This is a genomic window from Gelria sp. Kuro-4 (assembly GCF_019668485.1).
Classification (GTDB): Bacteria; Bacillota; DTU030; order DUMP01; family DUMP01; genus DUMP01.
Map to the genome: position 1 here is coordinate 1,958,727 of NZ_AP024619.1, position 16,561 is coordinate 1,975,287.

Below are 16,561 nucleotides of genomic sequence, written 5' to 3' on the forward strand. Positions count from 1 at the left end.
CGCCCTGGCCGAACTCTGCAGCGGAAAGGTCTAGGGCGACAACAGCGTAGGTGGTTGAGGGGCCGGGGGCCTAATCAGTAAGAAGGCTGAGCAGCTCCCGCTCCAGTTTCTTGTTCAATACCGCCAAGTCTTCGTGACGGATTACAGCTGCTTTAGCGAGCATCAGGGGACGGCCGACTTTCACGCAGATTCGACGGCGTCGCAGAATGAAAGTACCTGGGGCTAAAACATCTCTGCTTCCTGTTATACCTATCGGCAGCACCGGCGCCCCCGACTTCAAAGCCAGATAAGCCCAACCGGGCATGGGATGACGCAGCCGGCCGTCAGAACTTACCCCTCCTTCGGGGAAAAGACCGATAGTCCCCCCGCGTTCAAGTACGGCGAGTGACTTCCTTATGCTGCCGAGGTCACTCTTTTTCTGATGTACCGGCATCGAACCAGCTGACCTTATGACCTGCCCAACAACCGGAATTTGAAAAAGGTACGACGCGGCGAGGAACGTTATGCGGCGCGGTATGCATGCCATAAGCACCAGCGGATCTAAAAGGCTTTGGTGATTGGAAACCAAAATAAGCGCACCCTGCACCTCAAGGTTCGTCATGCCCTCGACCTTTACCCCGCCGGTGGCCGCCAAGAGCAGTTTGCACAGGGCTCTCAGCAGACTGTACATAATCCTTGTGGTTGCAGAAGGACGCACGGCTGAGCCCCCCCGAGATCACCGGCCGGCAGGTCAAGGCAGTTCGTAAGGCCTTGTTCATTCAGCGCTTGGACTGCTCCAGAGGCAGGCCCCTTCTTGGACGGAGCGAACCAGGGCCGGATACCGGCACATAAAGCCCCGCTTTATCTTGGCTGGCGGCGGTGACCAGGTCTGAAGCCGGTTCTGTATCTCCGCGTCGGTCAGCTCAATTTCAAGGCGGCGGTTCGGGATGTCAATGACAATCGTGTCGCCGTCCTCCACCACCGCCAGGGGGCCCCCTTCCATGGCCTCGGGCGTGACGTAGCCGATGCAGGGGCCGCGGGTCGCGCCGGAGTAACGGCCGTCGGTGATCATAGCCACCGAATCACCCAGTCCCATGCCCACCAAGAGCGCCGCCGGGATGCTCAGCTCCCGCATTCCAGGGCCGCCTTTCGGCCCCTCATACTTGATCACCAGGACATCGCCCGGCTTTACCCGGCCGCCGAGAAGGAGCGCCTTAACCTCCTCTTCCGAATTGACCACCCGCGCCGGGCCGCGATGGACAAGCATCTTAGGCGAAACCCCGCTTTGCTTGACGACGGCGCCACCAGGCGCCAGGTTACCATACAGGACTGCCAAACCGCCCTCGCCGGCCAGCGGCTGCTGCAAAGGGTGAATAACATCAGGGCGCTTGAGCTGGGCCTGGGCCACCTGGTCGCGTAGACTCGCACCGCCGACGGTGGGTAAATCTAAATCAAGCAGGGGGCTCAACTCCTTCATCAGGGCCATCACCCCGCCCGCCGCATCGAAATCCTCCAGCGTAAACGAGGAAGCGGGTTTAAACTTGGCCAGCAGCGGAGTGGTACGGCTCAGTTCATCAAAGACGGAAAGAGGCATTTCCCACCCTGCCTGCCGGGCAATGGCCGGCAGGTGCAGCACGGTGTTGGAAGAGCCGCCCATAGCCATGGTGACCCGGACGGCATTGCTAAGTCCGCGGCGGTTGAGCATTTGCCGCGCCGTCACTCCCTGGCGGACCAGCTCCACCGCGCGCCGGCCGCTCCTGCGGGCCAGGTGCAAACGACGTGCCTCCACCGCCGGGATGGTGCCGCCGCCGGGCAGGGAGAGGCCCAACGCTTCCACCAGACAGCTCATGGTGTTGGCGGTGCCCATCATCCCGCAGGCGCCGCAGGTTCGATTAGTGTTGGCTTCTATATCATAGAACTCCGCGGCCGTAATCTCTCCGCCCTGGTAGCGACCCATCGCTTCCTTTATATCCGACATGACCATTTTACCGCCCGCGTACTCGCGCGCCAGCATGGGGCCGCCGGGAACAAAGACTGTCGGGAGGTCAAGGCTGGCGGCCGCCATAAGCATCCCTGGGACAACCTTATCGCAGGAAGCGAGCATGACCATCCCGTCAAACATGTGGGCCTGGACCATAAGTTCAATGGAGGCGGCGATGATGTCCCGGCTGGGCAGGATGTAATGCATCCCGGCCCCCTGAGCCACGCCGTCACACGGAGCGATGACGTTAAACTCCACCGGCATACCACCTGCCGCCCACACGCCTTCTTTGACACAGCGGGCCAGTTCCCGCAGGTGGGAGTGCCCGGGGGTGGCTTCACTCCAAGAATTGACGATGGCAATCTGGGGTTTCGCTAAGTCTTCATCCGTAAAGCCGATGCTGCGGTAAACAGCCCGGGGGTAAGCCCCGGTAATTCCATCCATGAGCACCCGGCTGCGCAACTTTTCTTGCAACTCCTCCTCGCCTCCTGCCTGCTTTCCTAGGGAGGTCACCCCACCTTTATCCCCAAGAACAAGATTCGCCGGTGGCAATGGATTTCCTGCCTGGTACCGGGTACTGCGGCCCTGTACAGAAGGGAAAACGAAGAAAGAGGGCGCCATAGCGGCGACCCTCCTTGGACAGAGAACCCTACCTGCCGGAGGCAGAAACCAGCTCCTGCCGGTACGGTTTAACCTTGAGCTCTGGATGCCACCAGCCCAAGGCCTTGGCGATGATCAAGAGGAGAACCGTGGCAGCGATGATGACCCAGGTGGTGATATGGGGCCAGGCTCCTCCCCAACTTAAGACCACGGGCGGTATCACCTGCAATGCAATTATGATGGGGCGGTTGAAGATGTCTGCAATGCCTGAATCCTCTACCCCACGGGCCTTGAATTCCGGGTCCACAACCCTAAGAAGCAGAATTCCCGTAGCGACAACGCCCGTTGCGTGTCCCCAGACCATCATGTTGCGCTCGAACCAGTCTTTGGGCGACGAATGCATCCCCACGTAGAGGAACCACACCCAGTTAAGAAGGAATCCGAAGCCGAAAAGCAGCGCCAGCGGCGCAGCGTACTCTACCAGAAGGGACAGCTTGATGGATGCTGTTCCCGCGATGATTAAGAAGTCAGTGCAGGTGCCGCTTAAGCGGGAAACAGTAGCTCTGTCCACATAGCGATCGGCGCCGGACTTGGCCAGGAAGAACTGGAGAACGAAGGCCACGATAAGGCTCAAACAAAAGGCCGGAATGGTCAGATTGGGCATAAAGGCTTCAGTGAGTTGTGAGAGGTAGTACCCGATAAGCGAAGGGATGAGGATTAAAGCGGCATGAAAAGCCAAGGGGTCGATTGCAATGCTCGAGACAGTAACCTTCCCGCCGGGCTTTTGCTTCTCGGGGGGCACAAGCCCGGTCCTCAGTTCCTGGGGCAGGTCTTCCGGGGATGTCACATAGTGGGTATACCCTCTGCGCGTTCCCCAGTTTATTATCGCCATGCCGCCGATGATCCCGCCGACGATACCCACGGTCGCAGAAGTCATACCCAGTCCGAGGGCGTCATTCCAGCCCAAGTTCTTGTACATGGAACCCACAGCGGCCGCGGTGCCGTGGCCGCCGTAAAAACCAGTGGCCAGCATCAGGCCAAAGCCAGGATGGAGCTTCCAGATCAGGTTGAGCACGTACAGCGAAAAGGCCAAGCCAAAGCCGTACTGTGCTAGAGCGATTCCGGTTACGTTGGTAAACATCCCGCCCACGGCAGCCGAACTCAGTTGCTGCTTGGTCGGCTTGTCTCCTATGGGCATAGCGGCAAAAATGAGGACAATGAGGATACTGGCGTAGGTGCCCAGGGAAGAAGACAAAGGAAGCACTTTGAGCCCGTTCGGACCCAGGGCCAAACCGATGAAGCCGCCCATAAGCGCAGCCGGCAACAGCAGCCTTTGAAAAAGTTTGACTTTGGAACGCAATACCTGACCGACTATAAGCAGGGCAGCCATGATGGAAAAATCGACGAACACGGTCCAAGCGTTGAACTTCATCTGCTGAATACTCCCCTTCTGCAGCTCTTCCCCGCCCGAGTTGGGACGACGGAAAGTACTGGTGCCGGATCGCGATCGGCTTCGGCAGTAAAGTTCGCGCTTGTATCCCGGTATTCCTGTGGTAAGGCCAAAAGTTAAACTAGGAAGTTTATTGCCGGCATTGCCCGCAGTTACAGCAACTCGGTCATTTCTGGTAGCGCTGCTGGTTGTTCAGGTGCTCCCGGTAGGTAAGGCTGAAAGCATGGGTGCCGTCCGGCTTGGCTACAAAGTAGAGATAAGCGCCCTCTCCCGGGCTCAGCGCGGCACGCAGCGAAGAGCGCCCCGGCGAGGCGATGGGGCCCGGGGGAAGCCCCGGGTGAAGATAAGTATTGTAGGGCGAAGGGAGGCGCGTATCGGCATCAAGGAGGCGGGGTTTGGGGGCCGGCAACAGGTATTGTACGGTAGCACACGACTGTAGGTTCATGTTGGCCTTAAGCCGGTTATAGAACACGCGCGCCACCAGAGGGCGTTCCGACTCTGCCTTGGCCTCTTTTTCAACCAGCGAGGCCAGCGTCACAACCTCGCGCGGCCGGAACCCAAGAGGCAGTTCCGGTGTGCCGCGTGTCTCTTCCACCCATACCTGGTCCATGCGGGCGAGCATGCGCTGCGCCACCTCGGCGGCCGGAGTGTGCGGGTGGAAAAAATAGGTGTCGGGGAAAAAGAAGCCTTCCCAGCGAAACTCCACCTCGGGGCTCGGAGGATCAGCAAAAAAGCGGGAACTCAGTTCCCCCGCGCGGGCCACAGAGAGGAACTCGGCTTCGTCCGTCACTCCCTGAGTGCCGAGAAGCACGGCGATCTGCCTGACTGAATAACCCTCCGGTATCGTCACCCTGATCTGGTCTTCCAGCATCTTACCTTGAGCCAGCACGGCGAGGATTTCGCCCGGTGAACGTCCCGGAGAGAGCAGGTAACGGCCGGCCCGGAGCTTGGCTTCTTGCCCGGTCAATTTGGCCAGCAGGCGAAAGGCAAGCGCGCTGCGGATTATCCCTTTTTCCTGCAGCAGAGCGGCTATTTCGCCGGCCGTTGCCTCCGGGGCGATTTGTACTACTGTTGCTTCCGCCTGCCCGGGATGCACCGGCTCCAAAGCTCCCAGAGCGGTAACAAATACGAAAAAGGCCCCCACCAGTCCGAGCAGTACAACCTGTTTACGCGCTCTTCTCGTCTGAACAGGAGAGTCTTGCATTTTAAGGTAACCTCCAACTCATCCTCCTCCCTATTATAGTGCGGCCGGTCAGGCTTGGCAATAAAAAGAACGAGGTGGCTCACCACCTCGTTCTAACATTGCTCCCCCACAAGCAGCTTTCCTCACTAACAGGATGCCCCAGGAACAAGGTTTTATACTGGAAAAGGCAGCTTTTTCAGAGGAAATTTATTCCTCTTCATCCTCTTCATCCTCTTCCTCGCCTTCCATGGCTTCCCAGGCAGAGGCCACCTTTTCCCATTCGTCATCGTCTTCGATTTCGACCAGCACCTGATTACCGTCTTCATCTTCCTCAACGCGGAAAATGAGGGCCTCTTCCTCCTCTTCCTCGTCTTCACCCTCCAGGGGAAGCAAGATGGCATACTCCTTGCTGTCGACTTCGAAGTAATCCACGACTTCAAACTCGTGTTCGTTTCCGTCCTCGTCCGTCAGGATCACGATGTCGTCCCTTTCCTCTGTCATCCCTGCTCACCTCAATTCCCTCAAAGTAAGCCCATTGTACTCCGGGGAGGAAAACGCTGTCAACCTTTTTGTCGCCGGCGCTGGAGAAAACTTTGTAAAATCAAGACCGCCGCCACTTGATCCACCACCTGGCGCCGGCGCCGCCGGCTTAAATCGGCCTCCAGGAGAGCACGTTCTGCTGCCACGGTGGTCAGACGTTCGTCCTCTTCATAAAGGGGCAGTCCGAGTCTTTTCTTGATTTCCTGCGCGAACCGCCTTACCTCTTCTGCTGCCGGTCCGTAGGTGCCGTTCATATTCCGGGGAATGCCTACCACCACCGACTCTACCTGGTAAGCCCGGGCCAGCTCCCCCAGCCGCTCCAGGTCCGTCTTCAGGCCGGTGCGCCTTATCACCTCTACCCCCTGCGCGGTGTAGCCCAGCTCGTCGCTTACGGCGACACCGATGGTAGCCGTTCCCACGTCCAGCCCCATTACTCTCATAACGTAGCCCCTTTACACGACTTTTATACAAAACTCCGGGCAGACGGCGGCACAGTAGCCGCAGAGCAGGCACCGCGTATTGTCCACGTGCATTTTTCCGCCTTTCAGGTAGAGTGCTCCCTGCCGGCACTGCGTCTGGCAGCGGCCGCAACCCTGGCACCAGTCGGCGATGGAGAGCTCCTTTTTTTCGGCGCGGATCGCCGCCGCAACCTCTGCTGGCACAGGCTCCCCCGCTGCTATCTTAACGTTAGCCTTAACCTCGGCCGGCGTTTTCATGCCCACCGCGATGGCGTCCAGGGCGTCCAGGCTTAAAACAAAATCCCAGGCGGCCTGGAAGTTCTTAAGGAGGTTACCCCCACCCAGCGGCTTCATGGCATATACTCCTTTGCCGGCAGCCTTGGCCTCTTGAATGGCCGCCAGCATGTCCGCCAGCGTACCACCCTTTATCCCCAAGCCGGCATAATTGACGATGGGCTGGATCACATCCACCAGCGGGTGCTGAGCACAGGCGGTGACCACCTCCACCACATGCGTAGATACCCCGACGGCCCGCACCAGTCCTTTTTCTTTGGCCTCTGCCAGGTACTCGAGCGCCGGCCCGTGCCCCCGAAGCGTCAACCGGCTTTCCTGCTCGTGCAGCATGAAAATATCAATGTAATCCCGCTTAAGTTCGCGCAGGGCCTTGGCGACCCGCGCGCGCATCCCAGCGTACGTGTAGTCGTATGAACGGCTGGCGATAACCACTTCACCCGGCCAGCCCGCCAAACCCCGGCGAATGTAGTCGTAAGTATCATAGAGCTCTGCCGTCTCAAGGAAGGTGATACCCTCCTCGAGGGCGGTGCGGATTACCTTAGCCCCTTCGGTTAAGGAAAGATGGGCCTGCAGGGGCCCGATGGTCAACGTGCCCAGACACAGGCGCGAAACCCGGAGCCCGGAACGCCCCAAGAGACGGTACTCCAACTGCGACGCTCCTCTCGTCCAAAACCGGGTCAGCGCTGCCTTTCCAGATACGCGCGTACCAATTCCTCAAGAATCTCGTCCCGTTCCAGCCTGCGGATGAGGTTGCGGGCGTTATTGTGGTTCGTGATGTACGCCGGGTCGCCGGACAAGAGGTAGCCCACCAGCTGGTTGATAGGATTATAACCTTTTTCTTTCAGGGCCTGGTAGACGGCGGTCAAGATGGCCTGTGCCGCCGTTCCGTCTTCCTTGATGGAAAACTGCCGCGTCTGGTCCCTGCCGTTTTCCCGCACACGCCTCACTCCTTTGGCAAGGTTCCCTGTTACAAGGAGTATATTCGGTCCGGCGTCCAGGTTTTCCTGCCGAAAAAGGCAGGGGCGGCGCCCTGCCTTTTTTCTAGCCGACTTTTTTGCGGACAACTTCCACGGCCTGTTCCAGCGCCGCCGGCAGCTTTTCCGGCTCCTTGCCCCCGGCCTGGGCCATTTCCGGCCGGCCGCCGCCGCCGCCACCGGCCACCGTTGCGGCGGCGCGCACGATTTCACCGGCGTTAAGTCCCTTCGCCAGCAGGTCCTTGGAAACATAGGTAAGAAGGCTTACGCGCCCGGCGCTGCGTGCGCCCAGGATGATCACACCGGAAGGCAGCTGCGGCCTCAGGGCATCCACGGTCAGACGCAGGTCTTCCATGCTGCCCGCCGGCACCTCGGCCGCCAGAACCGGAATGCCGCCGATTTCTTGGGCCCGGTCGAGGAGCTCCCTGGCCCTGAGTTCCAGTAAGGTGCGGTTCAAGCGGTCAAGTTCTTTCTCTTTCTCCTTTAGTTGGCTCTCGAGGCTCCCCAGGCGCTCCACCAGCTCGTCCGGTGTAGTACCCACCCGGGCTGCAGCCTCATGGAGAATGCTCTCCTGCTCCTGCCAGGCCGTGAGGGCGCTCAAACCAGCCACAGCTTCGATGCGCCGCAGGCCGGCTCCCACGCTGGTCTCCTGCAGGATCCGGCAGACCCCAATCTGGCCAGTCCGCTCCACATGGGTACCGCCGCAGAGCTCCAGGCTGAAATCGCCGATTTTAACTACGCGGACCCTTTCCCCATACTTTTCCCCGAAGAGCGCCATGGCGCCCATGGCCTCTGCTTCCGTACGGTCGGCTACAAATATTTCCAGGGAAATATCTGCCAAAATCTTTTCATTTACGATGCGCTCTACTTCCCGGAGCTGGGCGCGGCTGACCGGCGCAAAGTGCGAGAAGTCAAAACGCAGCCGCTCCGGAGTAACCAGGGACCCGGCCTGGTGCACGTGCTCCCCCAGTACCTGGCGCAGGGCCCGGTGCAGGAGGTGAGTGGCCGTGTGATGCCGGGCCGCTGCCAGGCGGCGCGCAACATCCACCTTGGCCGTAACGGTGTCGCCGACCTTGATGGACCCAGTTTCCACCCGGCCGCTATGGATGATGGCGCCCGAAGCCGCCTTCTGGGCGGCGTTGACCTTAACGCGCCCCTCGCCGTTCACCAGCACGCCCTGGTCGCCGACCTGCCCGCCCGCTTCGGCGTAAAACGGTGTCCGATCCAGCACCACCTCCACGGCGGCACCTTCCTCGGCGCTGTCGACCCAATTACCGTCCACATGCAGGGCCACGACCCGCCCCGTATCCTCAAACGAGCCGTAGCCGGTGAATTCAGTGCTCAGGCCGGCCAGCCGGCCGCCGGGCCCTGCCAAAACGCCCATACCGTCCGCCTCCTGGCGGGCGGCACGGGCCCGTTCGCGCTGGGCCTCCATTTCGGCCTGGAACCCGGCTTCATCCACCTGGATTCCTTCCTCGTGCAGGATTTCGCGCGTCAGGTCCAGGGGAAAGCCGTAGGTGTCGTAAAGGCGAAAGGCTTCCTTCCCGGTGAGGGCAGTGCTGCCCTGCTCCCGCAGCTGCTTAACCCAGTTCGTCAAGATGGAAAGCCCCGTATCCAGGGTGCTGAGGAAGCGCTCCTCTTCCCTGGCGATGACCTCTTTAATGTAGCCCTCTTTTTCTACCAGGTCCGGGTAGCCGATCCGGCCTACCCCCACCACCGCTTCGGCAATCCGGGTTAAGAACGGTTCTGCAATGCCCAGGAGGCGGCCAAAGCGCACGGCCCGCCTGAGCAGCCGGCGGAGCACGTAGCCGCGGCCCTCGTTGGAGGGCAGGACTCCGTCACCGATAAGGTAGACAATGGCGCGCCCGTGGTCGGCGATCACCTTTAAGGCGACGTCGGTTTTAGTCTGCCGGCCGTACTCCACCTGGGCGATGTTTTCGGCCGCCGCAATAACGGGGCGTAAGAGGTCGGTATCGAAGTTGCTCGGCACCCCCTGCAGGACAGAGGCAATGCGCTCCAGGCCCATGCCCGTATCGATGTTTTTCTTCGGCAGCGGGGTGTAGTTGCCCTCGGCATCACGGTCAAACTGGGTAAACACCAGGTTCCAGATCTCCAGGTAGCGGTCGCAATCACAGCCGACCCCGCAGGTGGCAGAACCGCAGCCCCGCTCAGGCCCGAGATCGATGTAAATCTCCGAGCAGGGTCCGCAGGGACCGGGCCCGATTTCCCAAAAATTGGTGTCTTTGCCCAGCCTGACAATGTGCTCCGCCGGCACTCCGATTTCTTTGCTCCAGATTTCATAGGCCTCGTCGTCGTCGGTATAGACAGAGACCCACAGCTTCTCTCTGGGCAGGCCGAGCTCTTCAGTCAGGAACTCCCAGGCCCAAGGGATGGCCTCCGACTTGAAGTAGTCGCCAAAGGAAAAGTTGCCCAGCATTTCGAAGAAGGTATGATGGCGGGCCGTACGCCCCACGTTTTCCAGGTCGCCGGTGCGCACACACTTCTGCGATGTAGCGATGCGGTGCCGGGGCGGTTTCGCCTGGCCGGTGAAGTAGCGTTTAAAGGGTGCCATGCCGGCACCGATGAGGAGCAGGCTGGGGTCATCCTGCGGCACCAGCGAGGCGCTGGGGAGGATCAAGTGTCCCTTTCCCTCCATGAATTTGAGGAAGCGGCTGCGGATTTCGTCACCTTTCATCCCGACCATCCTTTCAGAAGCAAAGTAGAAAACAAAAAGCTCCCCGTCGCAGGGACGAGGAGCCACTCTCGTGGTACCACCCTGGTTCACTCCGCCTTACGGCCTGAGCCTCACCTGGTGCTGAGCACCACGCGTTAACGGCGCGCACCGGGAACGCTTGTCTCGCGTCCAGCTCCGGAATGGCTTTCCCCGGCGCTTCCCAGAAGCCTCGCACCGGCGGCTTCCTCTCTTAGGGGTGAGCGCAAGGTACTCTTTCCTTCTTCACACTCCAGTATTGTCAAATATTATAAGCCAAAGGTCACTCCCTGTCAACTTGTACCGGGTGGTCGCCCCGGCGTTTTTCCCGGAAGTAAACGATGAGGGCCTTGGCGCTGGCGGTGAGCGGCACGGCAAGAAGAAGGCCGACGATGCCGGCCGCATCTCCCCCCACCAGGAGGGCAAAGATCACCACCAGCGGGTGCAGCCCCACTCGTTCCCCCACCACCTTCGGCGAAATAACGGCGCTTTCCACCTGGTGGATGATAAGAAAGAGGAGCACCACGTAAAGAGCCCGCAGCGGCGATTGCAGGAGGGCGATCAGCACCGCCGGCAGCGCGCCGATCACCGGGCCGAAGTAAGGGATGATGTCAAAGAGGCCGGCCACCAGGCCGATCACCAGGGCGAAATCGATGTGCAGCAGGGCCAAGCCGACAAAGGACAACAGGCCGACGATCAGCGAGACCAAAAGGTGGCCGCGGATAAAGCCGCTTAGGACGACATCGATTTCGTGCAAAAGCGAGAACACCTCGCTACGCACGCCGGCAGGCAAAAAACCGGCCAGGGTCCTTTTGATGACTTTCAGGTCCCGCAGCATGTAAAAGGCCAGAATGGGCGCAATGATGAGGCCCAGGGCGTGGGAGAAAAGCGCCAGGGCCATGCCGGCCGCCGCGCGGATGTACCCTAAGAGGGCCTGCTCGCCGCGGGAGATGGTCTCGTCCAACACCTGACGCAGGCTGGCCGGCAGCTCCGCCCGGGTGTAGTTGCGGTGAAACCAGTGGACCAGGCCTTCCAGTTGGGTGGTATAAAAGGGCAGCCGGTCGGCAAAAGCGTTGAGTTCCCCCACGATAATGGGAACGATCTCGGTGACAATCAGGGCCGCCACCCCTCCGGCGGCCGCATAGAGCAGCAGGATCGCGGCCACGCGCGGCAGCCCCCGCTTTTCCAATTGCTCAACCGACGGGGCCAGTAGGTAGGTGATGATGCCGGCATAGAGAAAGGGGGGAAGTGTGGCGCGCACCAGGAAAAGAAAAAGGCCCACCAGGAGCAGGCCGAGGAGGAAAAGCAAACGCGTTCCCCAAACCTTGCCTATTCTCATCTCAGTCCCGTTCCCGCCGGCGCCACATCTCCAGCAGTCCTTCTTTGGCACGGCCGAGCTTTTCATGGGCCTGAACAATGCGCCCCTTGGTCTCCGGCTTGAGGTTGGGATAGCTCATAAGGCCCAGCAGGCCTCCGAGGATTCCCCCTGCCAGGAAACCGTGCCAGAACTTTTTGCGCATCAGCCTTCCCCCCCTTTTAGCCCTGAATGGTGTCTTCCCAAGCTAAAAGCGAACCGTCATCTTGTACCTCATAGACTTGGTAGCCTTCCGGGGTCGGGGCAAACTCCAACGAACAGTCCCGGCAGAAGTATTGATTTTGACCTACCCGTCCAACGGCGCGGCCGCCGCACACCGGACAACTCCAGGCGGTTTGCACCCTCTCGCCTCCCTATCCGGGTTCTGCCTCTAGTATGCCCGTCTGCTTCTTGGGCCAAACCAAAAAAAGAACACCCCGGGGCAGAGTGTTCAACGAGCAGGGGCCCGGCCGACGGAGGCGATGATCCCGCCGCCCAAAACCTCGTCACCGGCGTAGAAGACGGCGGCCTGACCGGGAGCAATGGCGCGCACCGGCTGCGCAAAACGCACCACCACCTTGTCGGGGCCGTGCGCTGCGACTTCAGCCGGCGCAGCCGGACCGTTGTAGCGCACCTTTACCTGCGCCGCGGTCGGCCCCGCCGGCGGGGCAATACTTACCCAGTTCACCGCCTCGGCCACGAGCTCTGTACGCCAGAGCTCTTCCTGCGGACCGAGGATAACGGCGTTCTGCTCCGGCTGCAGGCCGGTAACGTAAAGCCGCCTCTTTCCCGGGATGCCTAAACCGCGCCGCTGGCCGATGGTATAAAACGGAAGACCCTGATGCGTGCCCAGCACGTGGCCTTCCCCGTCGAGAAACGGGCCGGGGTGGATCTTGCCTGGTATGCGCCGCTTCAGGAAACCGCGGTAATCGTTGTCGAGGACAAAGCAGATTTCCTGGCTGTCGCGCTTGGCGGCCACAGGCAGGTTAAGGCGGGCGGCCAGGCGGCGCGTTTCTTCCTTGGTTAATCCACCGAGGGGAAAGAGGGTATGTGCCAGTTGATACTGGCTGAGGCCGTAGAGGGCATAGCTCTGGTCCTTGTGGGCGTCGACGCCCCTAAGAAGAAGATACCGCCCGCGCCCTGCATCGTACCGCACCCGCGCGTAGTGCCCGGTGGCCACGTACTCGGCGTCCAGGGCCAGCGCCTTCTCCAGCAAGGCGGCAAACTTGAGGCGGTGGTTGCAGACGATGCAGGGGTTGGGTGTCCGGCCGCGGGCGTACTCGGCGCAAAAGTAGTCGATGACCTCCCGTTCAAATGTCTCCCGGAGATTGACCACGTAATAAGGTATGCCCAGGATGTGCGCCACGGCCCTGGCATCCTCCACCGCACTCAAAGAGCAACAGCCGCCCGGATTCTCGTGCGTGGGGTCCTCCTCGGAGCGGGGCCAAATCTGCATCGTCATGCCGATGACCTCATAGCCCTGCTCCTTAAGGAGGGCAGCGGTGACGGACGAGTCCACGCCGCCGCTCATGGCCGCCACTACGCGCTTTTTCGGCACTGGAACCACCTACTTACCTTGCCTGGCCTTGTAGTCTTCGATGGCAGCATGGAGGGCATCGGCCGCCAGGTTCGAACAGTGCAGCTTCTGGGGCGGCAGTCCGCCCAGGGCTTCAGCCACCGCCTTGTTGCTGACGGCCAGCGCCTCATCCAACGTTTTGCCCTTCACCATCTCGGTCACCATGCTGGAGGTCGCGATGGCAGCGCCGCAGCCAAACGTTTTGAACTTAATATCCTCGATGCGGCCGTCTTTAATGCGCAGAAAGATTTTCATGATGTCACCGCAGACCGGGTTGCCAACCTGGCCGGTGCCGTCGGGGTTTTCAATCTCACCCACGTTGCGCGGGTGCATGAAGTGCTCCATGACCTTCTCGTTATACATTCTTCCCTTCTCCTTCAGGTGCCAGCGGCGACATGCTCCGCAGCTTGGCGACGATATCGGGTAGAACGGACAGTACGCGCTCCACGTCTTCGCGGGTGTTCTCCCGGCCCAGCGTAAGCCGCAACGAACCGTGGGCCACCTCGGGCGGAATCCCCAGCGCCATCAGCACGTGGGAAGGCTCAAGCGATCCGGAGGTGCAGGCCGAACCGCTGGAAGCGGCGATCCCGGCCAGGTCCAGGTTAAGGAGCAGCGATTCCCCTTCCACATATTCGAAGCAGAAATTGCAATTACCAGGGAGGCGCCGGGTACGGTGGCCGTTCAGGCGCACGTGATCGATCTTAGCGAGGACCCCGTCGATAAGAAGGTCCCTGAGCTCCCTCAGGTGAGCGCTCCGTTCGGGCAGCTCCTTTTCCGCCAGCTCCGCGGCTTTGCCCAAACCGACGATGCCGGGGACGTTCTCCGTGCCGGAGCGCCATCTGCGCTCCTGAGCGCCGCCCAGGAGCAAGGGCTTGATCCTGGTGCCGCGCCGGATGTACAGCGCCCCGATACCCTTCGGCCCATAAATCTTATGGCCCGAAAGGGACAACAGGTCCACCCCCAGCTCCTTAACGTTAATCGGCACATTGCCCACGGCCTGCACGGCGTCCGTGTGGAAGATGACCCCTTTTTCCTTCACGATGCGGGCCAGCTCGGCTATGGGCTCGATGGTCCCCACTTCGTTGTTGGCGAACATGATGCTCACCAGGATAGTATCAGGCGTAAGCGCGCGCTCCAGATCCTCACGCCGCACCAGCCCGTCTTGATCCACCGGAAGGTAAGTAACCCGGAAACCTTCCTTCTCGAGCTGTTCGGCGGTATGCAGGATGGCATGGTGCTCAATTTTGGTGGTGATGATGTGGTTGCCCTTGTCGCGGTTGGCCGCAGCCACACCCCGCAGGGCAAAGTTGTCCGACTCTGTTCCTCCGCTTGTAAAGACGATCTCCGCCGGCTCGGCACCCAAAAGGTGCGCCAGGCGCTCGCGGGCCTTTTCGATAGCTGCTTTTGCCTCGCGTCCCCAGCTGTAGATGGCGGAGGGGTTGCCGAACTCACCCTTCAGGTAGGGCAGCATCTCCTCCAGAACCTCCGGATGGACGGCCGTGGTGGCCGCATGATCCATGTAAACGCGTCGCATGCCTTAGCCTCCTTACCCTTTCTCTTGACACCGCGTGCTGCGGACCGCAGGCGGGTCCTCAGCTCGGCTGACAGCCTCGTTCCCGGCCCTCGCCCAGCGGGGCAAGCTTCTTTTCTTCCAGCAACAGGTCCGCCAGGGTTATGCCATCAAGCACCTGAGCAATACTGTCGCGCAGGCGCTCCCAGAGGATGCGCTCCACACAGGTCTCTGCGCAGTCGCACACCTCGCCGCCGGGAAACTCCACCACGCACTGGACCGGACCGATGGGCCCCTCCAGGACGCGAATGATGTCGCCGGCGGTAATGGCGGCCGGTTCCCGGCCGAGCAGGTACCCGCCCTGCGCGCCGCGCACGCTTTTTACCAACCCGGCCTTGCGCAGCTCGCTCATGAGCTGTTCCAGGTAGGGTTCGGACAACCCTTCTTGTTCTGCCACTGACTTGAGCGGCACCGGTCCTTCACCATACCAGCGAGCCAAGGCCAGCATCGCCCGCATGCCATACCGCCCCTTGGTGGAAAGCCGCACCGCACCACCTCCCAATCCCAAGTAAACCTCTCTGCTTTCTCGATTTTAGGATAGCATGCCGGCCGGGCCTTGTCAAGTCAGGCCGGTACACGGCACACCCTCTTACCTTCGCCACCATTTTTCCAGGCGCTCTCTAATCGCCCGTTCATAGCCGTTGTTGCTGGGCCGGTAGTAGACGCGGCCGGCCGCCTGCGCCGGGCGGTACTCTTGGACCACAAAGTGACCGGGGAAGTCGTGCGGGTACTTGTATTCCGTGCCGAAGCCGAGCTTTTCCGCCCCACGGAAAGCCGGGTTACGCAGGTGCAGCGGCACCGGCTCCGCCGGCAGCTCCTTGACGTCCTTCAGGGCCGCCTCCAGAGCCAGGTAGCTGGCGTTGCTCTTGGGTGCCGTCGCCACGTACACCGTGGCCTGTGCCAGCGGGATACGTCCCTCCGGCATGCCGACCAGCTGCACAGCCTGTGCCGCCGCTACGGCCACCGGGAGCGCCTGCGGGTCGGCGTTCCCTACATCTTCGGCGGCCGCAATCACCAGGCGCCGGGCAATGAAAAGCGGGTCTTCACCCGCGCTCAAAAGCCGCGCCAGCCAGTAGAGGGCCGCATCGGGATCAGAGCCGCGCAGGCTCTTGATGTAGGCCGAAATGGTGTCATAGTGCTGGTCCCCCGCCCGGTCGTAGGGCAGGTTTTTCTGCGCCACGCGCAAAACCAGCTCCCGGCCGACGGTGCGCTCCGGCCCTTCCTGCCGCAGCACCGCTGCCGCCTGTTCTAAAATGTTGAGGGCCACGCGCGCGTCTCCCGCGGCCAGGTTGACAATGGCCGCCTGCGCTTCCGGGGCCAAGGTGAGCTCTTCGCCGCCGAGACCTCGCTCGCTGTCCTTGAGCGCCCGCTCTAAGATGGTCGCGATGTCCGCCGGGGTGAGCGGTTCCAGGCGTATCACCTGGCAGCGCGACAAAAGGGGTGCCGTGAGGGCAAAGTGCGGGTTTTCCGTGGTGGCCCCGATGAGGGTGAGAAGCCCTTCCTCCACATGGGGAAGAAGGGCGTCCTGCTGCGCACGGTTGAAGCGATGGATCTCATCGAGGAACAGGATCGTCTCCTGGCCAAAAGCACGCCGGCGCTCGCGGGCCTCTTCCACCGCCCGGCGCACCTCGGCCACCCCCGCGCTTACCGCGCTGAGGGGCTGAAAATGCGCGCGCGTGTGCTGAGCAAGGATGCGGGCCAGCGTGGTCTTACCGCAGCCCGGCGGCCCCCAGAGAATGAGCGAAGGCACCCGGTCTTTTTCCAGCGCCAGGCGCAAAGGTTGCCCGGGGCCGAGCACGTTTTGGTGGCCGGCAAACTCCGCCAGCGTCCGCGGCCGCATCCGTACCGCTAGAGGTGCCCGGGGAGCCGCTTGAGCTTGAAAGAGATCCATC

At 61.3% G+C, this 16,561-nt stretch carries 17 protein-coding genes; all 17 read right to left on the reverse strand.

Annotation, left to right across the window (positions count from 1 at the left end; all coding sequences use genetic code 11):
- Positions 1-70 precede the first annotated feature (70 nt).
- Positions 71-697, reverse strand: a complete 627-nt coding sequence (locus K5554_RS09840) for a lysophospholipid acyltransferase family protein (protein WP_221038313.1) — start codon at positions 695-697, stop codon at positions 71-73.
- 57 nt (positions 698-754) lie between these two features.
- A complete protein-coding gene (gene ilvD, locus K5554_RS09845) occupies positions 755-2,422 on the reverse strand; it encodes a dihydroxy-acid dehydratase (RefSeq protein ID WP_370636980.1) in 1,668 nt (555 codons plus the stop codon).
- Between the two features lie 187 nt (positions 2,423-2,609).
- Complete coding sequence (locus tag K5554_RS09850; RefSeq protein WP_221038315.1) at positions 2,610-3,992, reverse strand: sodium/glutamate symporter; 1,383 nt, start codon at positions 3,990-3,992, stop codon at positions 2,610-2,612.
- 184 nt (positions 3,993-4,176) lie between these two features.
- Positions 4,177-5,214 (reverse strand): endolytic transglycosylase MltG, encoded by a 1,038-nt coding sequence (gene mltG, locus K5554_RS09855; RefSeq protein ID WP_221038316.1) that lies wholly within the window; start codon positions 5,212-5,214, stop codon positions 4,177-4,179.
- Between the two features lie 186 nt (positions 5,215-5,400).
- The gene (locus K5554_RS09860) at positions 5,401-5,694 is read right to left on the reverse strand and encodes a DUF1292 domain-containing protein (RefSeq protein ID WP_221038317.1); all 294 of its coding nucleotides are present in this window, start codon (positions 5,692-5,694) and stop codon (positions 5,401-5,403) included.
- A gap of 59 nt (positions 5,695-5,753) precedes the next feature.
- The gene (gene ruvX / locus K5554_RS09865) at positions 5,754-6,173 is read right to left on the reverse strand and encodes a Holliday junction resolvase RuvX (RefSeq protein ID WP_221038318.1); all 420 of its coding nucleotides are present in this window, start codon (positions 6,171-6,173) and stop codon (positions 5,754-5,756) included.
- A 12-nt stretch (positions 6,174-6,185) separates the two neighbouring features.
- Entirely contained in the window at positions 6,186-7,133 is a 948-nt protein-coding gene (locus K5554_RS09870) for an aldo/keto reductase (protein WP_221038319.1), read from the reverse strand.
- A gap of 29 nt (positions 7,134-7,162) precedes the next feature.
- Positions 7,163-7,423: an IreB family regulatory phosphoprotein gene (locus tag K5554_RS09875; RefSeq protein WP_221038320.1), complete on the reverse strand. Its 261-nt coding sequence runs from the start codon at positions 7,421-7,423 to the stop codon at positions 7,163-7,165.
- 103 nt (positions 7,424-7,526) lie between these two features.
- A complete protein-coding gene (alaS, locus tag K5554_RS09880) occupies positions 7,527-10,154 on the reverse strand; it encodes an alanine--tRNA ligase (protein WP_305038855.1) in 2,628 nt (875 codons plus the stop codon).
- Between the two features lie 298 nt (positions 10,155-10,452).
- Positions 10,453-11,508, reverse strand: coding sequence for an AI-2E family transporter (locus K5554_RS09885; RefSeq protein WP_221038321.1), 1,056 nt, complete (start codon positions 11,506-11,508; stop codon positions 10,453-10,455).
- Position 11,509: 1 nt separating this feature from the next.
- Positions 11,510-11,689 carry a hypothetical protein gene (locus K5554_RS09890; protein WP_221038322.1) on the reverse strand — a complete coding sequence of 60 codons (180 nt, stop codon included), beginning with the start codon at positions 11,687-11,689 and terminating at the stop codon, positions 11,510-11,512.
- 16 nt (positions 11,690-11,705) lie between these two features.
- Positions 11,706-11,885, reverse strand: a complete 180-nt coding sequence (locus tag K5554_RS09895; RefSeq protein WP_221038323.1) for a hypothetical protein — start codon at positions 11,883-11,885, stop codon at positions 11,706-11,708.
- Positions 11,886-11,974: 89 nt separating this feature from the next.
- Entirely contained in the window at positions 11,975-13,081 is a 1,107-nt protein-coding gene (mnmA, locus tag K5554_RS09900; protein ID WP_305038856.1) for a tRNA 2-thiouridine(34) synthase MnmA, read from the reverse strand.
- Positions 13,082-13,090: 9 nt separating this feature from the next.
- Complete coding sequence (gene nifU, locus K5554_RS09905) at positions 13,091-13,462, reverse strand: Fe-S cluster assembly scaffold protein NifU (protein WP_221038325.1); 372 nt, start codon at positions 13,460-13,462, stop codon at positions 13,091-13,093.
- Positions 13,455-14,633, reverse strand: a complete 1,179-nt coding sequence (gene nifS, locus K5554_RS09910) for a cysteine desulfurase NifS (protein ID WP_221038326.1) — start codon at positions 14,631-14,633, stop codon at positions 13,455-13,457. The genes nifU and nifS overlap by 8 nt, the downstream gene beginning before the upstream one ends.
- 58 nt (positions 14,634-14,691) lie before the next feature.
- Positions 14,692-15,156, reverse strand: coding sequence for an Rrf2 family transcriptional regulator (locus K5554_RS09915; RefSeq protein WP_221038327.1), 465 nt, complete (start codon positions 15,154-15,156; stop codon positions 14,692-14,694).
- A 102-nt stretch (positions 15,157-15,258) separates the two neighbouring features.
- Positions 15,259-16,560: a replication-associated recombination protein A gene (locus K5554_RS09920; protein WP_221038328.1), complete on the reverse strand. Its 1,302-nt coding sequence runs from the start codon at positions 16,558-16,560 to the stop codon at positions 15,259-15,261.
- Between the last annotated feature and the right edge of the window lies 1 nt (position 16,561).